Annotated in this window: 19 protein-coding genes; 5 read left to right on the top strand and 14 right to left on the bottom strand. The window is 68.2% G+C overall.

Annotated features, from left to right (window positions below; all coding sequences use genetic code 11):
• Positions 1–144: 144 nt before the first annotated feature.
• The 7 genes from ABG80_RS04325 to ABG80_RS04355 all read right to left on the bottom strand — a co-directional run bounded on the left by ABG80_RS04325 (position 145) and on the right by ABG80_RS04355 (position 8,614).
• Positions 145–945 (bottom strand): class I SAM-dependent methyltransferase, encoded by an 801-nt coding sequence (locus ABG80_RS04325; RefSeq protein WP_321166031.1) that lies wholly within the window; start codon positions 943–945, stop codon positions 145–147.
• A gap of 11 nt (positions 946–956) precedes the next feature.
• The gene (locus ABG80_RS04330) at positions 957–1,871 is read right to left on the bottom strand and encodes a ParB/RepB/Spo0J family partition protein (RefSeq protein ID WP_058086546.1); all 915 of its coding nucleotides are present in this window, start codon (positions 1,869–1,871) and stop codon (positions 957–959) included.
• 97 nt (positions 1,872–1,968) lie between these two features.
• Positions 1,969–3,894, bottom strand: a complete 1,926-nt coding sequence (locus ABG80_RS04335; RefSeq protein WP_058086547.1) for a methyl-accepting chemotaxis protein — start codon at positions 3,892–3,894, stop codon at positions 1,969–1,971.
• 141 nt (positions 3,895–4,035) lie between these two features.
• Complete coding sequence (locus tag ABG80_RS04340) at positions 4,036–4,818, bottom strand: ParA family protein (protein WP_058086548.1); 783 nt, start codon at positions 4,816–4,818, stop codon at positions 4,036–4,038.
• 87 nt (positions 4,819–4,905) lie between these two features.
• Complete coding sequence (locus ABG80_RS04345; protein ID WP_058086549.1) at positions 4,906–5,658, bottom strand: hypothetical protein; 753 nt, start codon at positions 5,656–5,658, stop codon at positions 4,906–4,908.
• Positions 5,655–6,335, bottom strand: a complete 681-nt coding sequence (gene rsmG / locus ABG80_RS04350) for a 16S rRNA (guanine(527)-N(7))-methyltransferase RsmG (RefSeq protein ID WP_058086575.1) — start codon at positions 6,333–6,335, stop codon at positions 5,655–5,657. The genes ABG80_RS04345 and rsmG overlap by 4 nt, the downstream gene beginning before the upstream one ends.
• 143 nt (positions 6,336–6,478) lie before the next feature.
• Positions 6,479–8,614 (bottom strand): tRNA uridine-5-carboxymethylaminomethyl modification enzyme MnmG/GidA, encoded by a 2,136-nt coding sequence (locus ABG80_RS04355; RefSeq protein ID WP_058086550.1) that lies wholly within the window; start codon positions 8,612–8,614, stop codon positions 6,479–6,481.
• 119 nt (positions 8,615–8,733) lie between these two features.
• Between ABG80_RS04355 and ABG80_RS04360 the strand changes: the two genes are divergently transcribed.
• The gene (locus ABG80_RS04360; RefSeq protein WP_058086551.1) at positions 8,734–9,000 is read left to right on the top strand and encodes a YkgJ family cysteine cluster protein; all 267 of its coding nucleotides are present in this window, start codon (positions 8,734–8,736) and stop codon (positions 8,998–9,000) included.
• A gap of 128 nt (positions 9,001–9,128) precedes the next feature.
• On the opposite strand, the gene ABG80_RS04365 is transcribed toward ABG80_RS04360, so the two are convergent.
• From ABG80_RS04365 to ABG80_RS04375, 3 genes are all read right to left on the bottom strand, one after another.
• Positions 9,129–10,166: a sterol desaturase family protein gene (locus ABG80_RS04365; RefSeq protein WP_058086552.1), complete on the bottom strand. Its 1,038-nt coding sequence runs from the start codon at positions 10,164–10,166 to the stop codon at positions 9,129–9,131.
• 200 nt (positions 10,167–10,366) lie between these two features.
• Positions 10,367–10,768: a YchJ family protein gene (locus ABG80_RS04370; protein WP_058086553.1), complete on the bottom strand. Its 402-nt coding sequence runs from the start codon at positions 10,766–10,768 to the stop codon at positions 10,367–10,369.
• Positions 10,761–11,735: a hypothetical protein gene (locus ABG80_RS04375; RefSeq protein WP_058086554.1), complete on the bottom strand. Its 975-nt coding sequence runs from the start codon at positions 11,733–11,735 to the stop codon at positions 10,761–10,763. Before ABG80_RS04375 ends, ABG80_RS04370 begins: the two co-directional genes overlap by 8 nt.
• 250 nt (positions 11,736–11,985) lie before the next feature.
• Here ABG80_RS04375 and ABG80_RS04380 point away from each other — a divergent pair, with 250 nt between their 5' ends.
• Positions 11,986–12,408, top strand: coding sequence for an RNA recognition motif domain-containing protein (locus ABG80_RS04380; RefSeq protein WP_058086555.1), 423 nt, complete (start codon positions 11,986–11,988; stop codon positions 12,406–12,408).
• Positions 12,409–12,564: 156 nt separating this feature from the next.
• Positions 12,565–13,038: a hypothetical protein gene (locus ABG80_RS04385; protein ID WP_058086556.1), complete on the top strand. Its 474-nt coding sequence runs from the start codon at positions 12,565–12,567 to the stop codon at positions 13,036–13,038.
• 60 nt (positions 13,039–13,098) lie between these two features.
• On the opposite strand, the gene lptC is transcribed toward ABG80_RS04385, so the two are convergent.
• Genes lptC through ABG80_RS04400 form a run of 3 tightly spaced genes read right to left on the bottom strand, consistent with a single transcriptional unit; the run spans position 13,099 to position 15,371 of the window.
• Positions 13,099–13,779, bottom strand: a complete 681-nt coding sequence (gene lptC, locus ABG80_RS04390; RefSeq protein ID WP_160322432.1) for an LPS export ABC transporter periplasmic protein LptC — start codon at positions 13,777–13,779, stop codon at positions 13,099–13,101.
• A complete protein-coding gene (locus ABG80_RS04395) occupies positions 13,776–14,363 on the bottom strand; it encodes a KdsC family phosphatase (protein ID WP_058086558.1) in 588 nt (195 codons plus the stop codon). The genes lptC and ABG80_RS04395 overlap by 4 nt, the downstream gene beginning before the upstream one ends.
• Before the next feature lie 3 nt (positions 14,364–14,366).
• Entirely contained in the window at positions 14,367–15,371 is a 1,005-nt protein-coding gene (locus ABG80_RS04400) for a KpsF/GutQ family sugar-phosphate isomerase (protein ID WP_058086576.1), read from the bottom strand.
• A gap of 94 nt (positions 15,372–15,465) precedes the next feature.
• On the opposite strand from ABG80_RS04400, the gene ABG80_RS04405 reads away from it, so the two are divergent.
• Entirely contained in the window at positions 15,466–17,490 is a 2,025-nt protein-coding gene (locus ABG80_RS04405; RefSeq protein WP_058086559.1) for a cation:proton antiporter domain-containing protein, read from the top strand.
• A 116-nt stretch (positions 17,491–17,606) separates the two neighbouring features.
• A complete protein-coding gene (locus ABG80_RS04410) occupies positions 17,607–21,659 on the top strand; it encodes a response regulator (protein ID WP_083505806.1) in 4,053 nt (1,350 codons plus the stop codon).
• A gap of 4 nt (positions 21,660–21,663) precedes the next feature.
• Here ABG80_RS04410 and ABG80_RS04415 read toward each other — a convergent pair whose 3' ends face one another.
• On the bottom strand, positions 21,664–22,722 hold the full coding sequence (locus ABG80_RS04415; protein ID WP_058086560.1) for an HD-GYP domain-containing protein: 1,059 nt from the start codon (positions 22,720–22,722) through the stop codon (positions 21,664–21,666).
• Between the last annotated feature and the right edge of the window lie 53 nt (positions 22,723–22,775).

Here is a 22,775-nt window from a genome sequence, read left to right on the forward strand (position 1 = left end):
CGCCGTAAGCGCACCCCCGTAGAGCGTGACTTGGCGCCAGGCTCTTGTTTTACGATCGCGTCCACCATCTTCATAGTGGACGCGATCTTCATGCCGCCATCTCAACTCGGCAAGAGGGTGGTCGTCGGACTATTACGGTGCGCCTCATCGCCGGGGGATGCAGTAGACCCACACCGGGCGCTCGCCCGCCAGGTCCCAGCGCGCCGCCGGCGTCCAGGCCCGCCCCTCGGCGTCGCGCGCCTCGAATTCCAGGCTGACCAGCCAGCTGCCCGGGCGCATCTCGCGTCGGGCCTTGTCCATGGCGCGCGGCATGGACTCCGGTCGCTGGAAGAGGTAGACGAGGTCGAAGGCCGACCAATCGTCGGCCCACATGTCACCTCGGCGCACGGTGGCCCAGGGGCAACGCCAGGCGCTGACGGCACGCCACAGGGCGCTCCACTCGACGCCTTCGAGGCGGGCCTCGGGCAAGGCGCGGCGCAGCTCGATGAGGCCGTCGCCCATGCCACAGCCGGCGTCGAGCACGCGCGCGCCTGCCGGCAACCGCACGTGCTTCGGTAGCTCGAGCAAAGCGCCGCGCGGGGTCGGGAAGACGGGCGCGTCACGCCAGGCGCGGCGCGGGTAGGCCAGCAGCAGCAGGGCCAGGGGCGCGAGCCACCACCAAGCCATGGCCGCCCCACCCTGCCCGCCTGGCGCGCCTGAGCCGCTGGTCAGGCCCAGCGCCAGCACGCTCATCGGAAAGCCCGCCGCCACGAACACGCGCCGCCAGGCGGTGGTGGCCACAAAGGGCAGCAAGGCCGCGCAGGCCCCCAGCGCGGTCGGCAGCACCAGGGCGGCCCACAGCGGGGCGCCAGCGGCCCGCAATGCCCAGGCCAGGGCCCAGGCTGCCAGCCAGGTCAGCACAGCCGGCACGGGCCAGTTCAGGGCCTTGGCGAGCAGGTGGGTCACCCGCCGTCGGCTCAGGCCGCCTCGCCGCCACCGGCCTGGCGCAGCTTGTCGAGCAGGCCGTTGAGCTCGTCAAGGCTGCCGAACTGGATCGTCAGCTCGCCTTGCTCGCCCCGCAGCGTCTTGCGACGAATGTGAATGCCCACTTGCGCGGTGAGCAAGTCAGAGAGCTCCTCTTCCAGCCGCAGCAGGTCCCGCGTCTTCTCGCTCTTGACGCGCAGCAGCGGGGACTGGCGGCCCTGACCCTGGGTCTTGGCGACGAGCTTTTCGGTCTCGCGCACGTTGAGTTTCTTGGCCACCACCTCGTTGGCGGTGGTGATCTGCACGGCCTTGTCCAGGGGCAGCAGCGCGCGGGCGTGGCCCATGTCCAGGTCACCGGCCATCAGCATGGACTGCACGGGCTCGGCCAGGTTGAGCAGGCGCAGCAGGTTGCTGGCGGCGCTGCGCGAGCGGCCCACCGCCTGGGCGGCCTGCTCGTGCGTGAGGCCGAACTCGGCGGTCAGGCGTTGCAGGCCCTGGGCCTCCTCCAGCGGGTTGAGGTCTTCGCGCTGGATGTTCTCGATCAGGGCCATGGCCGCGGCGGCCTCGTCGGGCACGTCCTTGACGAGCACGGGCACCTCGGTCAGGCCAGCCAGCTTGGCGGCGCGCGAGCGGCGCTCACCGGCGATGATCTCGTAGCGGCCACCGCCCACCGGGCGCACCAGGATGGGCTGCATGATGCCCTGGGCCTTGATGCTCTCGGCCAGCTCGTAGAGCGAGCCCTCGTCCATGCGCGTGCGCGGCTGGTACTTGCCGGGCTGCATGAGGTCGAGCCGCAAGGTCGAGGGTGTGCCGTCGCCCGATGCGCTGCTCGAAGGGGTGTCGCTGACTTTGGGGCCCAGCAGGGCCTCCAGGCCCATGCCCAGGCCTTTGGATTTCTTGGTCGCCATGCCCGTGATTGTCGCCGCAAGCGCTTACCTTGTGCGCGGCCCGCGCGTCGATCATCAGCGGTGATGGACTCCTCAGCTGGCCGGGCCGGGCCCCAATCTACAGCCGGAACGCTGCCACCGACTCGTTCAGCTCGCGCGCCTGCGCGGCCAGCGTCTGCGCCGCAGCGGCGCTTTGCTCCACCATGGCCGCATTTTGCTGGGTCATCTGGTCCATCTGCGTCACCGCATCACCCGCTTGCGCGACACCGGAGCTCTGTTCGCGCGCTGCGACACTGACCTCGGCGATCAGGGTCGACACGTTCTGGATGGCCGACACCATCTCCTGCATGCTCGCTGCAGCTTGAGCGCCTTGCTCGCTGCCCGCGTCGATGCGACCGACGCTGTCACCGATCAGCGTGCGGATCTCCTTGGACGCCTGCCCCGAACGCTGAGCCAGCGCGCGCACCTCGGTGGCCACCACAGCGAAGCCACGCCCCTGCTCGCCGGCTCGGGCGGCTTCGACAGCGGCGTTCAGCGCCAGGATGTTGGTCTGAAATGCGATGCTGTCAATGGTGCCAATGATGTCGGCAATGCGGCCTGCGCTCTGTTTGATCTCCTGCATGCTGGCCGCCAGCGCCTTCACAGAGTCACCGCCACGGGTGGCGATGCTGCTGGCGTTGGCTGCCAGCTCGCTGGCCTGTGTGGCGCTGTCGGCACCCTGGGCAATGGTGGTGCGCAGCTGCTCCATGGCTGCAGCGGTCTGCTCCAACGTGCTGGCCTGCGACTCGGTGCGGGCCGACAGGTCCTGGTTGCCCGATGCAATCTCGCGACTGGAGTTAGCCACGCGTTCGGCGTTCTCGCGCACCGAGCTCACCACGCGGGTGAGGGAGGCCTGCATGCGCTGCAGCGACGCCAGCACGCTGTGTTCAGCGACAGCCACCCCATCGCCGCGCGGCAGCCGCGCCGTGAAGTCGCCCTCAGCCACTTGAGAGACCAGGCGGCTCAAATCGTCAGGCTCGGCGCCCAACGAGCGCCGCACCCAGAGGCCAGTGGCCACGGCAAAGGCCAGGGCGGCGCCCAGGAACACCACGATCAAGGCCAGCATCAACGCCAGCGTGCTGCGCGTGGAATCCACACGCGCACGCAGGCTCTGGCTGAGAACATCCAGCGACGGGTCCAGGGCGGCGTACATGCCGTCGATGTTGCGCGTCATTTCATCGAAAAACTCGGTGCTGGGGTGCTGAAGCTGTTCGGGTTGCACCACATGCTGGCCCACATAGACCACCGTGCGCTGGCCCAGGGCGTCGAGATCCTCCGATGTTTTCTTCAACGCTGCCGCGTTGGCTTCGCTGGTTTCCGCAGCGCGCTGCAGGTTGTGCCGCACCCGCTGGAAGGCGTCGTGCATCCGGTCGGTCAGGCCGGCGTAACGGGCACGATCGGTAGGCGTCAGCTCAGCCCCCGTCGACAAGAGGTTGGCGCCCCGCGCCCGCAGTTGCCCGGTGAATTCGATCATCTGGGGCGCTTCCTGCAGGGCGCCGATGACCAAGAAGTACGTCTCTGGTGACGGGTCGAAGATCAGGCCCCAGTGATCAAGACCTGCGGTCAGGGTGGCGATCATCTGCCCGATGGCGGCGGTGTGCAGAGCAGACGACTTTGGCCCGTCAACCTGCTGGGCGTCGACACGGGCCCGCAGCGCCTTCCACGCCGCCACGGCTTCGCCCCAGCGCTGGACCACGGGTCCATCGCCGCCACTGGACGCCAGCAACTGGGCGTAGTGGGCAACAGCCGCATCCACCTCGTCCGCCTTGGCGCGACGGGCTTGCTCAGCCTCGGTTTTGCCGCCCAGCCACACGGCACTCAGGCCCTGGTGCTGCTGCGTGACCTTGATCAACCCCAGCAGCGCGCGGCTGGGCGCGATACCCTGATCTTCCTTGGCGGCGATTGCCATGTCTGCCCACGCTTTGTGCATGTACATGCCGGTAGGCACCAGCACGGCAGCCAAGCACAAGGACAGCAAAATCGCAAATCGCTGAAAAATGGACATGGGACGCCTCTGCTCAATGACGATGCTGTGTTTATCGGAACAGCACAGATCGACTTGAGGCGGCTGACGCCCTCACACTTGATGCGTGCGGACGTGACGGCCAAAGTGTGTCGCGCCCACGCTTTCGATGGGCAGGCATCGCTAAGCGAGCGATGCGTCTGCCTTCACGCGCTGCACCAACTCCTGGGCGAAGGCCACGAAAGCCTGCGCGCCCTTGGACGAGGGGTCGAACACCACGCCCGGCAGGCCGTAGCTGGGCGCTTCGGCCAGGCGCACGTTGCGCGGGATCACGGTGTCGAACACCTTGTCGCCGAAGTGCGTCTTGAGCTGATCGCTGACCTGCTGCTGCAACGTGATGCGCGGGTCGAACATGACGCGCAGCAGGCCGATGAGCTGCAGCTCGCGGTTGAGGTTGGCGTGCACCTGCTTGACTGTGTTGACCAGGTCGGTGAGGCCTTCGAGCGCGAAGTACTCGCACTGCATCGGCACGATGACGCCATGCGCGCAGGTCAGGCCGTTGAGGGTGAGCAGGCTCAAGGACGGCGGGCAATCGATGAGCACGAAGTCGTAGTCGGCGGAAGCGGCTTCGATGGCCGTCTTGAGGCGGCGGTCGCGGCGCTCGAGGTTGACGAGCTCGACCTCGGCACCGGCGAGCTCGCGGTTGGCGCCCAGCACGTCGTAGCCCACCTTCTCGCTGCGCACGCGCGCTTCGGCGATGGTGGCGTCGTCGAGCAGCACGTCGTAGACCGAATGCGCGAGGGTGCGCTTGTCCACGCCCGAACCCATGGTGGCGTTGCCTTGGGGGTCGAGGTCGACGATGAGCACGCGCTGGCCGACTTTGGCCAGGCCTGCTGCCAGGTTCACCGTGGTGGTCGTTTTGCCCACCCCGCCCTTTTGGTTCGCGATGCAGAAGATGTGCGGCATGCGCACATTATCACCGCTGGGTCGGCACGCCGATCGCACCCAGGCGCGGGGCTGGCAGTTGCCGCAGACCGCATGCGACCGCCCGGTTCACCCCTTTTTGACGCTCGAACGACCGACTCGCTCGCCGTCCGGCTTGCCCCGCGAGGAAGCACGCCGAGCCAGGGTGGGCTCGCGAGTGCCCTGACGGGCCTTGCCTCGGGCCTGTTGGGTTTTGGCCGCGCGCACGGTGGCGGTTCCTGCTGACCTGGTGGCAGAGGCCGCGTGCTTGTTGGCCGCCACTCGATCGGGTCGCTTCGCGGCCTGACGATCGGCATGAAGCTTCGACATCGCCCGAGGGGCCTGGGCGGTGGGCTTCTTGCCTGCCTGGGCAGACCGCGCCGCGCCAGCGGTCACTTGCGCCTTTGAACTCGCCTTTGAACTCGCCCTTGAAACTGCCTTCCCACCCACCTTCTTGCTTGCATTGACCGCCAGCTTGACCTCGGCCTTGCCTTGGGTTCGCCCCCTCTTTGCGGCCAAGGCGGTGGCAGCGCCTGCCTTGCCTTTGACCTGCGTCGGCGCAGGCGGCGCACTGTCGCGACCGCCAGCAGGCTTGCCTCGGCGAGCTGCCGCATGGCCGCCCTCTCCCTTTGGCTCCTGCAGCGCAGCCTCTCGGCTGCGGGGGCTGGCCTCTTCCTGAAACAGGGGCATGTCAGGTGTCCAACCCTTGGGTGGCGCCACCTCCACCGCACGGCTGACGGCGCCCGCTTCGGCAACCGTCCCTGCCGCCCACAACGGCGGCGCAAACAGGCCCACCATCAGGCAGACAGCCCACCATGCTTGGCGCCAGCGCGTGGCGCTCATCCGCGCAACCTCATCCAAACCAGGCAACGCTCGGCATCCAGGCCGGGCACCTGCAGTGGTTCCACGTGAAACACCTCCACGTCGTCGGGCAGCACAGCCTGCTCTTCGTCCGGTGACTTGCCCTTCATGGCCATCCACACACCGCCCGGAGCCAGGCGCTCGCGCGTGAGGGCAACGAAATCGGCCAAGGACGCGAAAGCACGGGACGTGACGATGTCGTGCCGGGAGTTGAGGTCTTCGACCCTGGCGTGTTCTGCACGCAGCTTGGGCAGGCGCAACTCGGCCGCCACCTGGCGGATGAAAGCGGCCTTTTTACCGACGGTGTCGACACAGCAAACCTGCACATCGGGGCGGGCAATGGCCAGCAGCACGCCGGGCAGGCCACCACCGCTGCCGACATCGAGCAGGCGCACCATGGGCGCAGCCCGAAGCGCCCCACCCTGCTGCCCGACGACGCCTGCAGCCGCATCACTTGGCGCCTTCGCCAAGTGCTTCGCGAGGTGCGGCAGCACCGTCAGGCAATCGCTGAGGTGGTGGGTGAACATGTCCTGCGCGTCGCGCAAGGCCGTCAAGTTGTAGGTCGCGTTCCAGTGCGAGAGCATGCCCATGTAAGCCGCACAGCGCTGCCGCTGGGCGTCGTCCAGGGTCACCTTCAGGGCATCCAGCACCGGCGCCATCGCCTCCAGCCACTGGGCCTCCGACCAACTCACCACGCGGGAGGCTCCGGGCTTGGGCCCCTGTCGGGGTTGTGGCCTGGGGCCTTTGGGAGCGCCATTGCCGGTGTAGTTGCTGTGCCCCAGGGGGCGCTTGAAACCTTTGATCACGCTGTCTCCCCCGTCGCTTGTGCCTGCCCCTGCGCCTGACCTTGCTGTGCCGATTGCTCACCCGGCTGGCCGGTGAAGCCCTTGAACCGCCCCTTCTTCAGGTGAATCAGCAACAAGGAAATGGCCGCCGGCGTGATGCCCGACAGGCGGGAGGCTTGCCCCAGCGTCTCAGGGCGGTGCTTGCTCAGCTTCTGCCGAGCCTCATGGCTGAGGGCGCTCACGGCCATGTAGTCCAACTCATCAGGCAGGCGCAGGTTCTCGTAGTACGCAGCCCGCTCCACCTCTTCGTTTTGCTTGTCGATGTAGCCCGCGTACTTGATGCTGATCTCGACCTGCTCGATCACGGCCTCCGCCAGCTTGGGGCCGAGTTCAGCCGCCAGGGCCGCGCGATCGGTGGTTTCACGTGAAACATCGGCGGACGCTGTGGGTGCTTTGCCGGCCTCGGCGCGCAGGCGCGCATGGTTGCCAGCGGCCAATCCCGCCACCTCGGACACCTGGTCGTAGCCGACGCCCGGTCGACGCAGCAGGTCGGCCAAGCTGTACTCGCGCTCCAAGGCCTTGCCCACCAAGCGCTCGGCGTCGGCCGCGGGCAAGGTGGCCGGGCGCACCCAGGTGTTGCGCAGTCGCTCTGTTTCACGTGAAACAGCGTCGCGCTTGCGGTTGAAGGCGTCCCAGCGGACGTCGTCCACCAAGCCGATTTGGCGACCCAGCTCGGTCAGGCGCATGTCGGCGTTGTCCTCGCGCAGCTGCAGGCGGAATTCGGCCCGGCTGGTGAACATGCGGTAGGGCTCGGTCACGCCTTTGGTGATCAGGTCGTCGACCAGCACGCCCAGGTAGGCCTGGTCCCGGCGCAGGGTGAAGGCGTCCTTGCCTTGGGCTTGCAGAGCCGCGTTGACCCCAGCGTGCAGGCCCTGGGCTGCGGCTTCTTCGTAGCCCGTGGTGCCGTTGATCTGGCCGGCGAAGAACAGACCGCCAATGGCCTTGGTCTCGAAGGTGGACTTCAGCTCGCGCGGATCGAAGTAGTCGTACTCGATCGCGTAGCCGGGGCGCAGGATGTAGGCGCTCTCCAGGCCGGGCATCGAGCGCAGGGCCGCGAGCTGGATGTCGAACGGCAGGGAGGTGCTGATGCCATTCGGGTAGAACTCGTTCGTCGTCAGGCCCTCGGGTTCCAGGAAGATCTGGTGCGAGTCCTTGTCGGCGAAGCGGTTGATCTTGTCCTCGATGGAGGGGCAGTAGCGCGGCCCCACCCCTTCGATCACGCCCGTGAACATCGGGCTGCGGTCGAAGCCAGAGCGGATGATGTCGTGCGTCTGCTGGTTGGTGTGCGTGATCCAGCAAGGCAGCTGGCGCGGGTGCATCTCCGGCGTGCCCAGGAAGCTGAACACGGGCACGTCCGCACCCGTGGGCGCGGAAAGCGGCGCGCCGGGCGAGCCCCAGCCCCCCACCAGCCCCACCCCATCGCCAGGCTGCTCGCTCAACTTCGAGAAGTCGATGCTGCGGCCGTCGATGCGCGGCGGCGTGCCGGTCTTCAGGCGCCCCTGCGGCAGCTTGAGCTCCTTCAGGCGAGCCGACAGCGAAATGGCCGGCGGGTCACCGGCACGGCCGGCGCTGTGGTTCTGCAGTCCGACGTGGATCTTGCCGTCCAGGAAGGTGCCGGCCGTCAGCACCACCGCGCGCGCGCGAAAGCGGATGCCCACCTGCGTGACGGCACCCACCACGCGGGCCCCGTCGCCATCGCCCTCGACCATGAGGTCGTCCACCGCCTGCTGGAAGACCCACAGGTTGGGCTGGTTTTCCAGGCGCTTGCGGATGGCGGCCTTGTACAGGATGCGGTCAGCCTGGGCGCGGGTGGCGCGCACCGCCGGGCCCTTGCTCGAATTGAGGATGCGGAACTGGATGCCGCCTTCGTCGGTGGCCAGGCCCATGGCACCGCCCAGCGCGTCCACCTCTTTGACCAGGTGGCCCTTGCCGATGCCGCCAATCGACGGGTTGCAGCTCATCTGGCCCAGCGTCTCGATGTTGTGGGTCAACAGCAGCGTGGCGCAGCCCATGCGGGCCGCAGCCAGGGCGGCTTCGGTGCCGGCGTGGCCACCGCCGACCACGATGACGTCAAATTCTTGGGGATACAGCATGGGCACTCTGCCTCATTTTTGAGCAACCTTCCATTTTACCCAGGGCTTCCCCTCGGTGGGGGATTCCGTGGCTTCATCGCGGGCATCGGCATCCATCACTCGGGCGCACAATCGCGTCCATGGATTGCCGCCCTGCCTGCGCCGCCTGTTGCATCGCCCCCTCCATCAGCAGCCCCCTGCCCGGCCTGCCCCACGGCAAGCCTGCAGGCGTGCCCTGCCCTCACCTCGACGAGGCGCTGCGCTGCCGCCTCTTTGGCCGACCGGAACGGCCGGCGGTGTGCGGCTCGCTGCAACCATCGGCCGAGATGTGCGGCGACAGCCGTGAGCAAGCCATGCGATGGCTCGGTCACCTGGAGGAGGCCACGCAGGTTCGCCCCAAGGCCTGAGGCGCCTCCACAACGCAGCCAAAGAGCGCGGGACAAGGAAAGTGAAAGGGCCCCGACGAGGGGCCCTTGATCGTTGCGGTGCGAACGCCGGGTGCTTGACGCGGCAGACATCGGCGCCGCGCCGTCTGTCAGGCCCGAGACAGGGCCTCGGCCCGCTTGGCCCCAGCTGGCTCGGAGGAGGCGCCCGCCCCCGCTGGCGGGACATCCTTGCCATCGAGCAACCACTCCGGCGGCGCCCCGGCGGCCTCGCCCGTCAGCTGCTTCATCTTCTCGCGCAGCCCCTCGGTGGTCAGCCCACGGCCGTGGGGCGCCCAGCCAGGCGGCCCGAACAGGTAGCCCAGGGCATGCAGCGGGTTGCGCACCTTGAGCAGGTCTCGCCCGATGGCCACCCACTCGGCCAACAGCACCCACAGCGCGATGTTCGATGTCTGCGACTTCACCAAACCGTAGCGGATCGGCACGCCGTCCTTCTCTTCCACGTAGGTGCCGAACAGCCGGTCGAACAGCATGATCGTGCCGCCGTAGTTGCAGTCCAGGTACTCGACGTTGGCGGCGTGGTGCACGCGGTGAGCCGACGGCGTGTTGAAGACGCCCTCCATCCAGCCCAGCTTGGGCACCATGTCGGTGTGGATCCAGAACTGGTAGACCAGGTTCAGGCCGTAGGAGATGAGCACCGCATCAGGCGAGAAACCCAGCAGGCACTGCGGCGCGAAGAACACAAAGCCGCCCGTCACCTTGCCGGTGATCGACTGGCGAAAAGCCGCCGCCAGGTTGTACTGGTTGCCCGAGTGGTGCACCTGGTGCGAAGCCCAGTACCAGCGGATGCGATGGCCAGCACGGTGCATCCAGTAGTAGAAGAACTCGGTGCACAAGAACATGGCCACCCAGCCCCACCAGGTGTCCATGGGCACCGTCCACAGGCGCTGCTCGTACATCCAGGCGCCAAACGGGAGCGAGGCGCCCAGCACCACGCCCATCGGGATCGACTCGACCACCACGCGCCACAGGTTGATGCGCACGGTCGTCCAGAAGGCACGCCAGTCATAGGGCTCGCGGCCCTGCGCTGCTCGGCGGCCGATCATCACGCCTTCCAGCGCGGTGATGGCCACGGCCGACAGGCCCAGGATGGCCATCATGGCCTGGATGACATTCAACTTCTCGATCATGTCGGGCTCGGTGTTCGGTTGCTCGTCGCTGACTCGTTCGTCAACGCCTGAACCATAGAGACATGCCCGCGCCTTGTCGCCCGGGGAAGCCCTTTCGACACGCGTTAAACCCCTCGAGTAAGGGGGCCGCGCACTTGCGCTGTGTCAGATCGCCGAAGCTCTGTCGCGCAATGGCGCCTGAGCCCCACTGCTGCCGCGCCTCAATCAGCGTCCAGCGCACAGGTGTAGAACCAACGCCCACCTTCGCGCACGAACTCACTGCGCTCGGCCAAGCGGTGGGCACGCCCCCCGAGCTTGCTGCGCGCCACGAAACCAACCTCGCCTCGGTCCGGGCCGTGCATCGCCGAGTGCTTGACCTGCAGGCCCAGCCAGCGCAGCCCAGGCTCCGGGGCTTCGATGCAGGTGGGGCGGTGATCGGGGTGCCAGGTCGCGAGCAGGTAGTCGCGCAGGTCCAGCACGAAGGCGCTGTAGCGCGAGCGCATGAGCGCCTGCGGATCGGGCGCCTGCAGGTGCAAAGGCCCTGCGTGGTAGCGGCCACAGCAGGCCAGGTAAGCCGCCCCGGATCCGCACGGACAAGGCGCAGCAGGGGCCAGGTCAGTCATCGGTGTCCCCATGTGCCTCGGCCTCGTCGGCCGCCTGCAGCGCCAGGTAGACCTCGCACACCCCGCGCAGGTAGACCAGGGTGGGCAACACCAGCGCCAGCGCGAAGATGACCCCGCCGCCCAGCGACGCCGCCGAGATGTAGGTCAGGTCGCGCGCGGCCACGGTGGACACGTCGGCGATCATCACGGTGCGGCCGAACAGCCCCGCCATCAGCGCCTGGGGCGGCACGTTGACGCCCAGCACGTACACCGAGGCCTCGGCCATCACGCGGCCGCCCACCAGCACCATCGCGCTGGTGGCCGCCCCCACGAGGCCCGTGGCCAGGCTCACGCCACCGGTCAGCACGGCCGCCTGAAGCAGGCGCTCACGGATCAGGCGCCACAAGGTGCGCACCGCCTGCCAGCTCGAGGCACCCGACCAGACCGTGGGCCCGGTCAGCGGCGCCACCACCGCCACCCCGGCGAGCATCGCCAGGCCGATCAGCAACACCGTCACCGGCACCGCCAGCGCGAACAACCAAACGCCCAGGCCACCCAGGCCGCTGAGCCAGTACAGCCCCAGCACCGCCGCAGACAGCACCGCCGCCGCCAAGAGCATCACCAGCAGAGCCAGCAGCACCCGGTGACCAATGCCCAGGGCGTCGAACACCGCGTCACGCGGGTCGCGAACCGGCTGGCCCAGCGCCCTGTCCATCAGCATCAGGCCCGCGGCGTTGCTGCCGTAGAAGGCGATGAACAGCGCCGCCGTGCCCAACCCGATGGCCAGGGGCAAGCCGCCCTGCCCGTAAGCCCTGATCGCCGACGCCATCGCCGTGCCCGCGCCGGCGTATGCGGCCAGCAGCACGTACATGGCACGCCCATCGCGCACCGCCTCGATGCTCGAGAGCACCCGCACCAAGGCCTGCCACCAGTCGAAACGGCGCTGCCGGCTGGCGGGCCGGATGGGGGCGTCAGGAGAAATGAGCATCGTGTTTTCGGACTCGGGTGAAGGAGAAATGCGCTCCGATCATAGGGCTGGCCCCTATGAAAACCTGAGGACCCCGTACCACAAAACCCGCGCAATGTGGTCGTCTGCCGAAAAATACGGGCGGAAAACCCTGGTGCAACCCAAAACCTTCACCCATAATGATCCGGTCTGTGTCTGGAAGCGGCACCGTCTTTGGAATGGGTCCTGATGGGTTGAAGCTCCACATGGTTACTTTGAAAGGGGCTCACTCGTGGGCAACAAACTTTACGTGGGCAATCTGGCCTACTCCGTGCGTGATCAGGATCTGAGTGACGCTTTCTCCCAATATGGTTCCGTCAGCTCCGCCAAGGTCATGATGGACCGTGAAACCGGTCGCTCCAAGGGCTTCGGTTTCGTGGAAATGGGCTCTGACGCCGAGGCACAAGCCGCGATCAACGGCCTGAACGGTCAGCCCGTGGCCGGCCGCGCAGTGGTCGTCAACGAAGCTCGCCCCCGTGAAGAACGTCCCGCTGGTTTCCGCAGCCCCTACGGCGGCGGTAACGGCGGTGGTGGCGGCGGTCGTCGCGAAGGCGGCGGCGGTGGCTACGGTGGTGGCCGTCGCGAAGGCGGCGGTGGTGGCTACGGCGGTGGCCGTGGCGACGGCGGCGGTGGCTACGGCCGCGGCGGCTACTGATCGCCGGGTGAACCACACCCAGGCAGGGCGGCTTTCACGCCCTGCACCCTGAACGGGGCCCTTTGGGGCCCTGTTTCATTTTGGCGGCTGAAAAGCGCGTCACGCCTCGAAACAGGCCCCTGTCATCGCCAGCCCCCGCGAGCGCGTTGAACCACCATGAAGACCACAACCATCCGCCACCTGCTCGCCAGCGTCGCCTTCGCGGCTTCGGCTTCTTTCGCCCCTGCCCAGGCACAGGACGTCGGCGTGAGCATCGGCATCAACCAGCCCGGCTTTTACGGTCGCATCGACATCGGCAACACCCAGCCGGTGCTGGTGTACCCGCAACCGGTGATCATCGCGCCGCCTGCGTACGGCGTGCGCCAGCGCCCCATCTACATGCGCGTGCCACCGGGCCATGCCAAGGACTGGAGGCGATATTGCTCGCGCTACAGCGCCTGCAACCAACCGGTGTACTTCGTGCGTGACGACGACCGCCGCTACCCCAGCCAGGGTCGCCCGGACCACCGCCATGACGAACACCGCCATGACGACCGGTACCACGATCGTGACGACCGCCACGACCACCGCGACCACGACCGGGGTCACGGCAAGGGCCATGGCAAGGGTCGGGGTCACGGCCACGACTGACGTCAAAGGGCGGCCTGGCGACCGGGCCTGCCCGTTGCGCCAGAGGCCGGGCGATCGCCTTCAACGAGGCGAAGACACCAGGCTGCCGTGAACCCGCCCGCCCAGGTCCGTCAGACCGGTGGGCTCGTCATGGCGCAGGGTCTGAGCCCGCACTGCGCTGCCTTCGCGCAGCACCGTGACGGCTTGCTGCGAGGTGAGCACGCGAGCTCGCGTGTCAAGGTCGAGCCTTTCACCCAGGATCTGCGTGACGCCGGGGCCCAGGCGTTCCTGGCCCACACCAGCGTTGGCGCCTTCGCTCACGTCAGTCGCCTTTTGCGCTGACAGCGCCGCGTCAGCGTCCGCCAACCGCACATCGGCCTGGCCCACCAGGCTGGCCAGGCCCTTGCCTTCGCTCCACTCGCCTTCGCGCGCCTGCGCGAGCACCCGCCTGCCATCGGGGTGGCGAAGCGCCATTTGCATGGCGTCGATCTGCACGGTCTGCGTGACCGGGTAGTGGCGCATGCGCTCGCCATCGATCACGGCCTCGAGCCGCCCCCTCGCGTCGAAACGCGCCAGGCGGGCATGGGCCAGTTCGTAGTCAGGCGTGCCGCGATCGGGCTCGGGCGGCCGAGCGCCAGAGCCCACGTCAGGCGAAGAAACGACCAGCCACCAGGTGAAGCCCGCGAGCACCCCTGCCAGCACCAGCGGTGCGGCCGACTGCGCCCGCGCGAGCCAGTCCATCTGCGGCGAGGCCCCGCTCATGCCTTGGGCCCGTCGCTGTTGGTGTCCAGCGTCTGCAGGTGACCGCGCAACAGCGCTTCGTAGCGGCCGGTGGCCCACAGCAGCAAGTCGCAACATTCGCGGGCAGCACCATGGCCACCCACCAGCGGGCTGACATGGTCGGCCACGGCCTTGACCTCGGGGTGCGCGTTGGCCGGGGCCACCGCGAAGCCGCAACGCGTGAGCAGCGGCAGGTCGGGCCAGTCGTCGCCCATGGCGGCGGTCTGCTCCCAACTCACGCCGAGCTGGGCCAGCAGGGGCTCGGCTGCGGCCAGTTTGTCGTGCACGCCAAAGACGGCGTAGACCAGGCCCAAGTCCTTCAAGCGGCGACGCACCGAGGGCGAGTCGCGGCCGGTGATGACGATGGGCGTGATGCCGCCCTGGGCCAGCAGCTTCAGGCCATGGCCATCGAGCGCATGAAAAGCCTTGAGCGATTCGCCGGCCTCGCTGATGTAGATGGTGCCATCGGTGAGCACGCCATCGACGTCGAAGATGGCGGCGCGGATGCCTTGGGCCTGCTGGCGCAGGGCGGCGGGGAACTGCAGCGTGGGGGTCAGGGTTCGCATGGTTCAGATCACCTTGGCGCGCATCAGGTCGTTGGTGTTGACGGCGCCGACCAGCTGGCCGCTGGCATCGGTCACCAGCAGGGTGTTGATGCGGTGGTCTTCCATCAGGGAGACGGCCTCGGCGGCGAGCACGTCGTCGCGGATGGTGCGCGGCGAGGGGCTCATCAGCTCGCGGGCGGACAGCGTGCGCAGGTCGACGCCGGCTTCGATCTTGCGGCGCAAATCACCGTCGGTGAAGATGCCCAGCAGGTGGCCTTGCGCATCAACGATGGCGGTGGCGCCCAGGCCCTTGCGGCTCATCTCGGACATCACCTCGCCAAAGCCGACGTCAGGCGCCACGCGCGGCACGGCATCGCCGCTGCGCATCACGTCGCGCAGGTGGGTGAGCAGCTTGCGGCCCAGGGAACCACCGGGGTGCGAACGGGCAAAGTCTTCGGCCTTGAAGCCGCGCGCGTCCAGCAGCACCACGGCCAGCGCATCACCCAGCGCCATCTGCGCGGTGGTGGAGGCGGTGGGCGCGAGGTTGAGCGGGCAGGCCTCGACGGCCACGGCGCTGTCGAGCACGGTGTCGGCGTGGCGGGCCAGCGAAGACTGAGGCTTGCCCGTCATGGCGATCAGGGGCACGCCCTGGCGCTTGAGCACGGGCAACAGGGCCGTGAGCTCTTCGCTCTCGCCGGAGTTGGAGATCGCGAGCACGACGTCGCCGGGTTGGACCATGCCGAGGTCACCGTGGTGGGCCTCGGCGGGGTGCACGAACATGGCCGGCGTGCCGGTGGAGGCCAGGGTGGCCGCGATCTTGCGTCCCACGTGACCGCTCTTGCCCATGCCCATGATGACGACCCGGCCGCGGCAGGCCAGCACGGTCTGCACGGCGCGCACGAATGCGTGACCCGCGTCACCGCCCAGGCGGGTGCGCAACTCGGTCAGGGCACGGGCCTCGATGTCGAGGGCCTGTCGGGCCAGGTCGACCAGTTCGGCGGGGCTGAGGGCGGGAAGGTGGTGGCTCACGGGCAGGACATCACGGTGGCACCAGGGCGACAACGCGGCGCCCCGGCGGGCACCGCCACCATGGCAGTTACGATCGGGAGATTCTAGGGACAACATGGCATCCACGCTCGAGCTCACGCTGCTTTACCTCTTCGCCGCCGTGATCGGTGTGGTGCTGTGCCGCCTCGCCAAGCTGCCGCCCATGCTGGGCTACCTGGCGGTGGGCATCGTGATCGGGCCGAACGCCCTGGCCCTGGCCAAGGACTCGGCGGGCATCGAGTACCTGGCCGAGTTCGGTGTGGTCTTCCTGATGTTCGTCATCGGGCTGGAGTTCAACCTGCCCAAGCTGCGCAGCATGCGCTCGCTGGTGTTCGGGCTGGGCCTGAGCCAGGTCACCCTGACGATGGCGGCCACCTTGATCGGTCACCTGGCGCTGGGCGCGGGCCTGGCGTGGTTGGGCATGCAAGGCATGGAGGGCGGCCTGCTCGGCTGGGGCATCAACTGGCAAAGCGCCGTGGCCCTGGGTGGCGCACTGGCCATGAGCTCGACCGCCATCGTCGTCAAGATGATGGCCGATCGCATCGAGCTCGACACCGAACACGGCCGCCGCGTGATGGGCGTGCTGCTGTTCCAGGACCTGGCCGTGGTGCCGCTGCTGGTGCTGATCCCGGCCCTGGGCGACAGCGCCGCCGAGATGACCGAGGTGCTGGCCTGGGCCTTTGCCAAAGCGGCGGTGCTGCTGGCCCTGCTGCTGGCCGGCGGGCAAAAGCTCATGCACCTGTGGCTCAAGCTGGTGGCGCGCCGCAAGAGCGAAGAGCTGTTCATGATGAACGTGCTGCTGGTCACGCTGGGGCTGGCCTGGTTGACCGAGCACTTCGGCTTGTCGCTGGCGCTGGGTGCTTTCATCGCCGGCATGCTGATCGCCGAGACCGACTACAAGCACCAGGTCGAGACCGACATCCGTCCGTTCCACGACCTGCTGCTGGGCCTGTTCTTCATCACCATCGGCATGAAGCTGGACTGGCACAGCCTGGTCGACAGCTGGGCCCTGGTGCTGGTGCTGGCCACGCTGCCGGTGGCCTTCAAGCTGGGCCTGGTCACGGCGCTGGCCAAGGCCTTCGGCGCGCCCACCGGCGTGGCGCTGCGAACGGGCCTGTACCTGGCCCAGGCCGGTGAGTTCGGCTTCGTGCTGGTCACGCTGGCCGCCGACCGCCACCTGATCCCGGCAAGGGTGGAAAGCCCGCTGCTGGCGGCCATGGTGCTGTCGATGCTGGCCACGCCGCTGATCATCCAGTACAGCAACCGCATCGTCATGCGCGTGTCGTCCACCGACTGGCTGATGCAGTCGCTGGCGATGACCAAGATCGCCTCGCGCTCGATCAACGCCGACCGCCACGTCATCATCTGCGGCTACGGGCGCAGCGGCCAGAACCTGGCGCGCCTGCTGGAGCAGGAAGGCATCCCCTACATGGCGCTGGACCTCGACCCCGACCGCGTGCAGCAGGCGCAGGCGGCCGGTCAGCACGTGTCCTTCGGTGACGCGACCCGGCTGCAGAGCCTGCAGGCAGCCGGGCTGTCGCGCGCCAGTGCGCTGGTGGTGACCTACCCGCACACCGCTTCGGCACGCAAGATCTTGCGGCTGGTGCGCGAGCACGCGCCGCAGGTGCCCGTGGCCGTGCGCACCATCGACGACGCACCGCTCGACGAGCTGCAGCAAGCCGGCGCCACCGCCGTGGTGCCCGAGGCGCTGGAGGGCTCGCTGATGCTGGCCTCGCAGACCCTGGCGCTGGTGGGCGTGCCGATTCGACGCGTGATCCGGCTGGTGCAGGACCAGCGCATCGCGCGCTATGGCCTGCTGCGCGGCTACTTCCACGGCGCCGACGACGACAGCGTCGACGAGCTGGAGCTGCAGCGCTTGCGTTCCGTGACCTTGACACCCGATGCCACGGCCATCGGCCAAACCCTGGAAGACGCCTTGCACGAGGTCTTGCTCGACGTGACCGTGGTGTCGGTGCGGCGCGCCCATGGCCGCGTCGAGACGCCATCGATGGGCCTGAAGCTGGACGGCGGAGACACCCTGGTGATCTCCGGCCGCCCACAGGCCCTGGCGCGGGCCGAGACCTTGTTGCTCAAAGGTTGAATGGCACACGGGGCCCGTGGATCTCCCTAGCCACGCAGGCGGCCACACGGGCAAACTCGCACCAACAACAATGCGCCAGGGTCACTGCGGCCTGCTGTCGGCGCCAGGAGAGCCCGATGAGCCTCGCGCCCCCGCCTGCGCCCGACGCGCCCCCCAGCCCACAGCCCGATGGCGCTGCCACCGCATTGCCCCCACTGACCGCCCTGAAGTTGACGCTGCGTCGCATATGGGTGGTCGCGGCGGTGTGGACGGTCTCGGTGGGTGGCCTGACGGCATGGGGCATCGCCGATCAGCTCGAAGACCAGCGGCGTGAACAGCTGGGCCTGGCCCAGCAGCGGCTCGACAGCCTGCACGAGACCCTCGACCTGTCCTTTCGGCAGCTCACCTCCCTGCCCCAGGCCCTGGCCCGCCACCCCCTGGTCACCGACCACCTGAGGCTGCATCGCCCGGACATCCCCCGCCCCTTGAGCGAGGCCGATCGCCGCGACCTGGTCGCCCGCCTGGCCAAGCTGCCGGCCCAGCAAGTGCTGGGCGAACACCTGCAAACCGCCACGCGCGATTTCCACATCAGCCGCATCTTCCTGAACGACCCGGGCGGCAACAACATCGCCGACAGCGACCAGGACCGACCCAGCAGCGCCATCGGCATGAACTTCCAGGGGCGCCACTACCACCATCGGGCCCTGAGCGACCCCAGCGGCCGGGCTTCGCAGTTCGCGGTCAGCCGCACGCGCAAAGTGCCTGGCTTTTATTTCTCGGCACGCGTGGGCGAGCTCAGCCAGCCGCTGGGCGTGATCGTGGTGATGCAGGATGCCCAGGCCCTGGGCCGCCTGCTCGACGACGGCGAGCGTCGCCTCTTCGTCTCCGATGACCAGGGCGTGGTGCTGATGAGCAACCGCCCCGGCGACGTGCTGCAGCGACTGCCAGGGGTGCCGCACGTGGGCATCGACAAGGAGTCGGACCGGCAGCTCTACCAGCGCTCCCCCGAGCCCCTGCCCTGGCTGCCCGAGACCTTGCGCATCAACGGCCAGCTCGTGCAGGCCATGAACATCGACGGCCTGCGCCACCTGGCCGTCTCGCAAACACTGGACCACGGGCGCCTGACGGCCTGGACCCTCGTGCCCTTGCGAGGCGAAGGCCCGTTGATCGCAGGTGGCCTGGCCGCAGGCCTGGGCGTGATGCTGCTCGGCCATGGCGCCATGGCCCTGTGGGCCCAACGCGCCCGCCGGCTCGAAGCCGCACAGAAGGCCCGCCAGAGCCTCACCGACATGGCCCACGCCCTGCCGCTAACCATCTTCAGGTGGCGACGCAGCGCCGATGGCGAAGGCCGCTTCACCTTCATCGGCGATGGCGTCAGGCGCACGCTCGGCATCGATGCCCAGACGCTGATGGCCCAGCCGCAGCGGGCCTGGCAGCTCATCGGCCCCGGTCAGCTGGCACCGCCCGAGCAGAAGGTGGAGTTCTCCATCGTGCTCGACGGCCGCCACGTCTGGCTGATGTGCGAAAGCCAATGCACCACCCAGCCAGATGGCAGCCAGGTCTGCAACGGCTACTGGGCCGACATCACCGATCGCAAACTGGTTGAAACACGCACGCAGGCCGTTTTCCAGCACGCGCCGGTGGCCTTCATCTTCTACAACCCGGAGCAGGGCATCACCCGCGTGAACCCGCGCGCGGTGCAGCTCTTCGGCGCGCACACCGACCGCGACTTGATCGGGCTGATGCCCTCGCTGCCGCCGCTGTCACCCGCGCAGGCGATGACGGACGAGATGAAAGCCACCATCGCGCGCGTCCGCCAGAGTCGCCAGGCCGAGACCGTCGAGTGGCGCCACACCCGCCTCGACGGCGAGCCCTTCGACGCCGAGGTGGTGCTCATCCCCTTCGAGCAGGACGGGCGCATGCAGTTCTGCGGCATCGTGCAGGACATCACCGTGCGCAAGCGCACCGAGGCCGCCTTGCGCGCCGCCCAGCAGGCGGCCGAGGCCTCCACGCTGGCCAAGACGCACTTCCTGGCCAACATGAGCCACGAGATCCGCACGCCCATGAACGCCATCATGGGCATGAGCCACCTGGCCCTGCTCGACGAGTTGCCCCCGCGGGCGCGCAACTACATCCAGAAGGTGCATGGCTCGGCGGGCAACCTGCTGCAGATCCTCAACGACGTGCTCGACATCTCCAAGATCGAGTCGGGCAAGCTCGAGCTCGAAGAGGCCGACTTCCAGCTCGAGAACGTCATCAGCCACATGGCAGACGTGCTCGGTGTGCGCGCCGAAGAAAAGAGCATGGAGCTGCTCTTCACGGCCCCTTCCGAGATCCCCACCGCCTTGATCGGCGACCCCATCCGCCTGGGCCAGGTCCTCATCAACCTGGGCACCAACGCCATCAAGTTCACCGATCACGGCGAAGTGCTCATCGGCTGCGAGGTGCAATCGCGCGAGAACAGCCACGTCAGCCTGCACTTCTGGGTGCAGGACAAGGGCATCGGCATGAACGAGGAGCAGATGCAGCGCCTGTTCACGCCCTTCGCGCAAGGCGACAGCTCGACCACGCGCCAGTACGGCGGCACGGGCCTGGGCCTGGCGATTTCGCGCCAACTGGTCGAGATGATGGGCGGGCGCATCTGGGCAGAAAGCAAGCCGGGCCAGGGCTCGACCTTCCACTTCACCGCGCGCTTTGGCGTGCAGGCACAGCCCAGCAGCCGCCGCGCACTGCTGGCCAGCGAGATGCAAGGCAAGCGCGTGCTGCTGGTCGACGACAACCCCGCAGCGCGCGAGGTGCTCGGTGACATGACCCGCCGCATGGGCCTGGACGTCGAAGTCAGCGACAGCGGCGAACACGCCCTGCAATGCATGCGCGCCGCCCTCGCCGAAGGCCGCCCTCACCAGATCCTGCTGGCCGACTGGAAGATGCCCGGCATGGATGGCATCGCGTTTGCGCGCCACGCCTTGTCGGTGCCTCCCGAGCACCGCCCCTTCGTGCTGCTGGTCACCGCCTTCGCGCGTGAAGAGGCCCTCAAGGCCGCAGAGGGCATCGGTCTGGCAGGCGTCATCAACAAGCCCGTCACCCCCTCGACCCTGCTCGACACCCTGGGCAGGGTGCTCTCGGAAACCGCGCCCGCCAGCGCCGACGAGCCCAAGGGCCAGGCCCTGCTCAAGCAAGCCCAGCGCCGCCTGGCCGGCGCGCGCGTGCTGCTCGTTGAAGACCAGCCGCTCAACCAGGAACTCGCCTGCGACCTGCTCGAACGCGCCGGCCTGCGCGTGGTCACGGCCACCAACGGCCAGGAGTGCCTGGACAAGCTCGAACAAGAAGGTCCTTTCGACGGCGTGCTGATGGACTGCCAGATGCCCGTGATGGACGGCTACACCGCCACCGAACGCATCCGCGCCCGGGACAGCTGGAAAGAGCTGCCCGTCATCGCCATGACCGCCAGCGCCATGGCCGCCGACCGCGAACGCGTCCTGCGCTGCGGCATGAACGACCACATCACCAAGCCGCTCGACCTCTCCAGCATGTTCACCATCATGGCGCGCTGGATCATCCCTGCCCAGCCCGCGCTGGCCGAAGGCCACAGCCTGCAGCCACCCGTGCAAGGCCTGACCCTGAGCACCCTCGACACCGCCGACGGGCTGGCGCGCTGCATGGGCAACCTCGACCTCTACCGCCGCCTGCTCAAGGGCTTCGCGCGCACCCAGCGCGACTTCGGCGAGCAGTTCGAAGCCTTGCGCCAGCAGACCCATGAACTGCACGGCCTGGTGCACACCTTCAAGGGCCTGGCTGGCAACATCGGCGCGCGTGGCTTGCTTTCTCGCACATCGGCGCTGGAGGCTTGCCTGATCTCGGACGGCGTTGAAGCGCCATCCGTGCACCAGGCCCTGAGCGAGACACTCGAAACCCTGAGCGCCGTCATCGCCGAAATCGACCGACTGGGTCGGCAGCAGGCCCAAGGCAACGAGGAAAACGGCATCCATGGCGTGCCGCGCGAGATCGACTGGGCAGAACTCACCCGCCTGGTCTCAGACCAGGACGCCCACGCACGAGACAGCCTCGACGAGCTGATGGCGCGCTGGCCCACGCTGCGTCAGCACCCCCGCACCGCCGAACTGCGACGCGCCCTGGAGCGCTACGACTTCGACCAGGCTGCAACCGTGCTGGCCGAGCTGCAAGCCTGAGCTCTCAGAGCTCGCTGGCCGTGCCCCGCTCGTCGGCGTACAGGTCCATCACCCGCAGGATCTCGAACTGCGCCTGGAAGAAGGCGTCGAGCAAAGCCGGGTCAAACGCCTTGCCGCGCTCTTCGGCCATCGTCGCCAGCGACTGTGTCGCACTGCAAGCCGGTTTGTAGGGCCGCTTGTTCATCAGCGCGTCGAACACATCGGCGATGGCCACGATGCGCCCGAAAACCGGGATCTGCTCGCCCTGCAGGCCTTGCGGGTAGCCCATGCCGTCCCAGCGCTCGTGGTGGGTCAACGCGATGGTGCGCGCCGCCGCCAGCACCTCGTTGTCGTGCTTGCCGATGATGTCCGCGCCGATCTGCGGGTGGCGTCGCACCAGCGCGCGCTCGTCGTCATCGAGCGGGCCGGCTTTGAGCAGGATGTGATCGGGCACACCGATCTTGCCCACGTCGTGCAGCGCCGCCGTCTGGAACAGCAGCTGCACCGCCTCGGGGCCCATGCCCACCTGCTGCGCGATCAGCCGCGAGATGTGGCTGATGCGGATGATGTGGTTGCCGGTCTCGTTGTCCTTGAACTCGGCAGCGCGGCCCAGGCGGCGGATGATCTGCTGGCGCGTGGCCACCAGCTCGGCGGTGCGCTGCGCCACCATGCGCTCGAGCTCGCGCGACTGGTCGTACAGCGCCAGGTGCGTGCGCACGCGGGCCTGCACCAGCGGCGGGCTGATCGGCTTGGTGATGTAGTCGACCGCACCCAGGCTCAGGCCCAGGGCCTCGTCTTCGATGGTGCTCATCGCCGTCACGAAGATGATGGGGATGCGGCGGCGATCGGGGTTGGCCTTGATGCGGCGGCAGACCTCGTGGCCGCTGAGGTCCGGCATCATGATGTCCAGCAGGATCAGGTCAGGGGGCTCGTCGGAGTAGACGATCTTGAGTGCCTTGTCGCCCGATGTGGCGACCTTGACGCGGAAGTCCTGCCCCAGCACCCGAGACAGCAGCTCGATGTTCTGCGGTGAATCGTCGGCGACCAGCACGGTCGGCCGGCGCAGCCCCAAGTTGGAAGACATCCTGACCTGACCCTCGTCTGTTTGTATGGGGTGATTTTGTACCGTTTGCCCTG

This window comes from Aquabacterium parvum, from assembly GCF_001447195.1.
Classification (GTDB): Bacteria; Pseudomonadota; Gammaproteobacteria; order Burkholderiales; family Burkholderiaceae_C; genus Aquabacterium; species Aquabacterium parvum.

Coding starts and splice junctions, on each gene's coding strand:
- ABG80_RS04330 (WP_058086546.1), bottom strand. CDS start 1,871: ATGGCGACCAAGAAATCCAAAGGCCTGGGCATGGGCCTGGAGGCCCTG.
- ABG80_RS04335 (WP_058086547.1), bottom strand. CDS start 3,894: ATGTCCATTTTTCAGCGATTTGCGATTTTGCTGTCCTTGTGCTTGGCT.
- ABG80_RS04340 (WP_058086548.1), bottom strand. CDS start 4,818: ATGCCGCACATCTTCTGCATCGCGAACCAAAAGGGCGGGGTGGGCAAA.
- ABG80_RS04345 (WP_058086549.1), bottom strand. CDS start 5,658: ATGAGCGCCACGCGCTGGCGCCAAGCATGGTGGGCTGTCTGCCTGATG.
- rsmG (WP_058086575.1), bottom strand. CDS start 6,335: ATGGCGCCGGTGCTGGATGCCCTGAAGGTGACCCTGGACGACGCCCAG.
- ABG80_RS04355 (WP_058086550.1), bottom strand. CDS start 8,614: ATGCTGTATCCCCAAGAATTTGACGTCATCGTGGTCGGCGGTGGCCAC.
- ABG80_RS04360 (WP_058086551.1), top strand. CDS start 8,734: ATGGATTGCCGCCCTGCCTGCGCCGCCTGTTGCATCGCCCCCTCCATC.
- ABG80_RS04365 (WP_058086552.1), bottom strand. CDS start 10,166: ATGATCGAGAAGTTGAATGTCATCCAGGCCATGATGGCCATCCTGGGC.
- ABG80_RS04370 (WP_058086553.1), bottom strand. CDS start 10,768: ATGACTGACCTGGCCCCTGCTGCGCCTTGTCCGTGCGGATCCGGGGCG.
- ABG80_RS04375 (WP_058086554.1), bottom strand. CDS start 11,735: ATGCTCATTTCTCCTGACGCCCCCATCCGGCCCGCCAGCCGGCAGCGC.
- ABG80_RS04385 (WP_058086556.1), top strand. CDS start 12,565: ATGAAGACCACAACCATCCGCCACCTGCTCGCCAGCGTCGCCTTCGCG.
- lptC (WP_160322432.1), bottom strand. CDS start 13,779: ATGAGCGGGGCCTCGCCGCAGATGGACTGGCTCGCGCGGGCGCAGTCG.
- ABG80_RS04395 (WP_058086558.1), bottom strand. CDS start 14,363: ATGCGAACCCTGACCCCCACGCTGCAGTTCCCCGCCGCCCTGCGCCAG.
- ABG80_RS04405 (WP_058086559.1), top strand. CDS start 15,466: ATGGCATCCACGCTCGAGCTCACGCTGCTTTACCTCTTCGCCGCCGTG.
- ABG80_RS04410 (WP_083505806.1), top strand. CDS start 17,607: ATGAGCCTCGCGCCCCCGCCTGCGCCCGACGCGCCCCCCAGCCCACAG.
- ABG80_RS04415 (WP_058086560.1), bottom strand. CDS start 22,722: ATGTCTTCCAACTTGGGGCTGCGCCGGCCGACCGTGCTGGTCGCCGAC.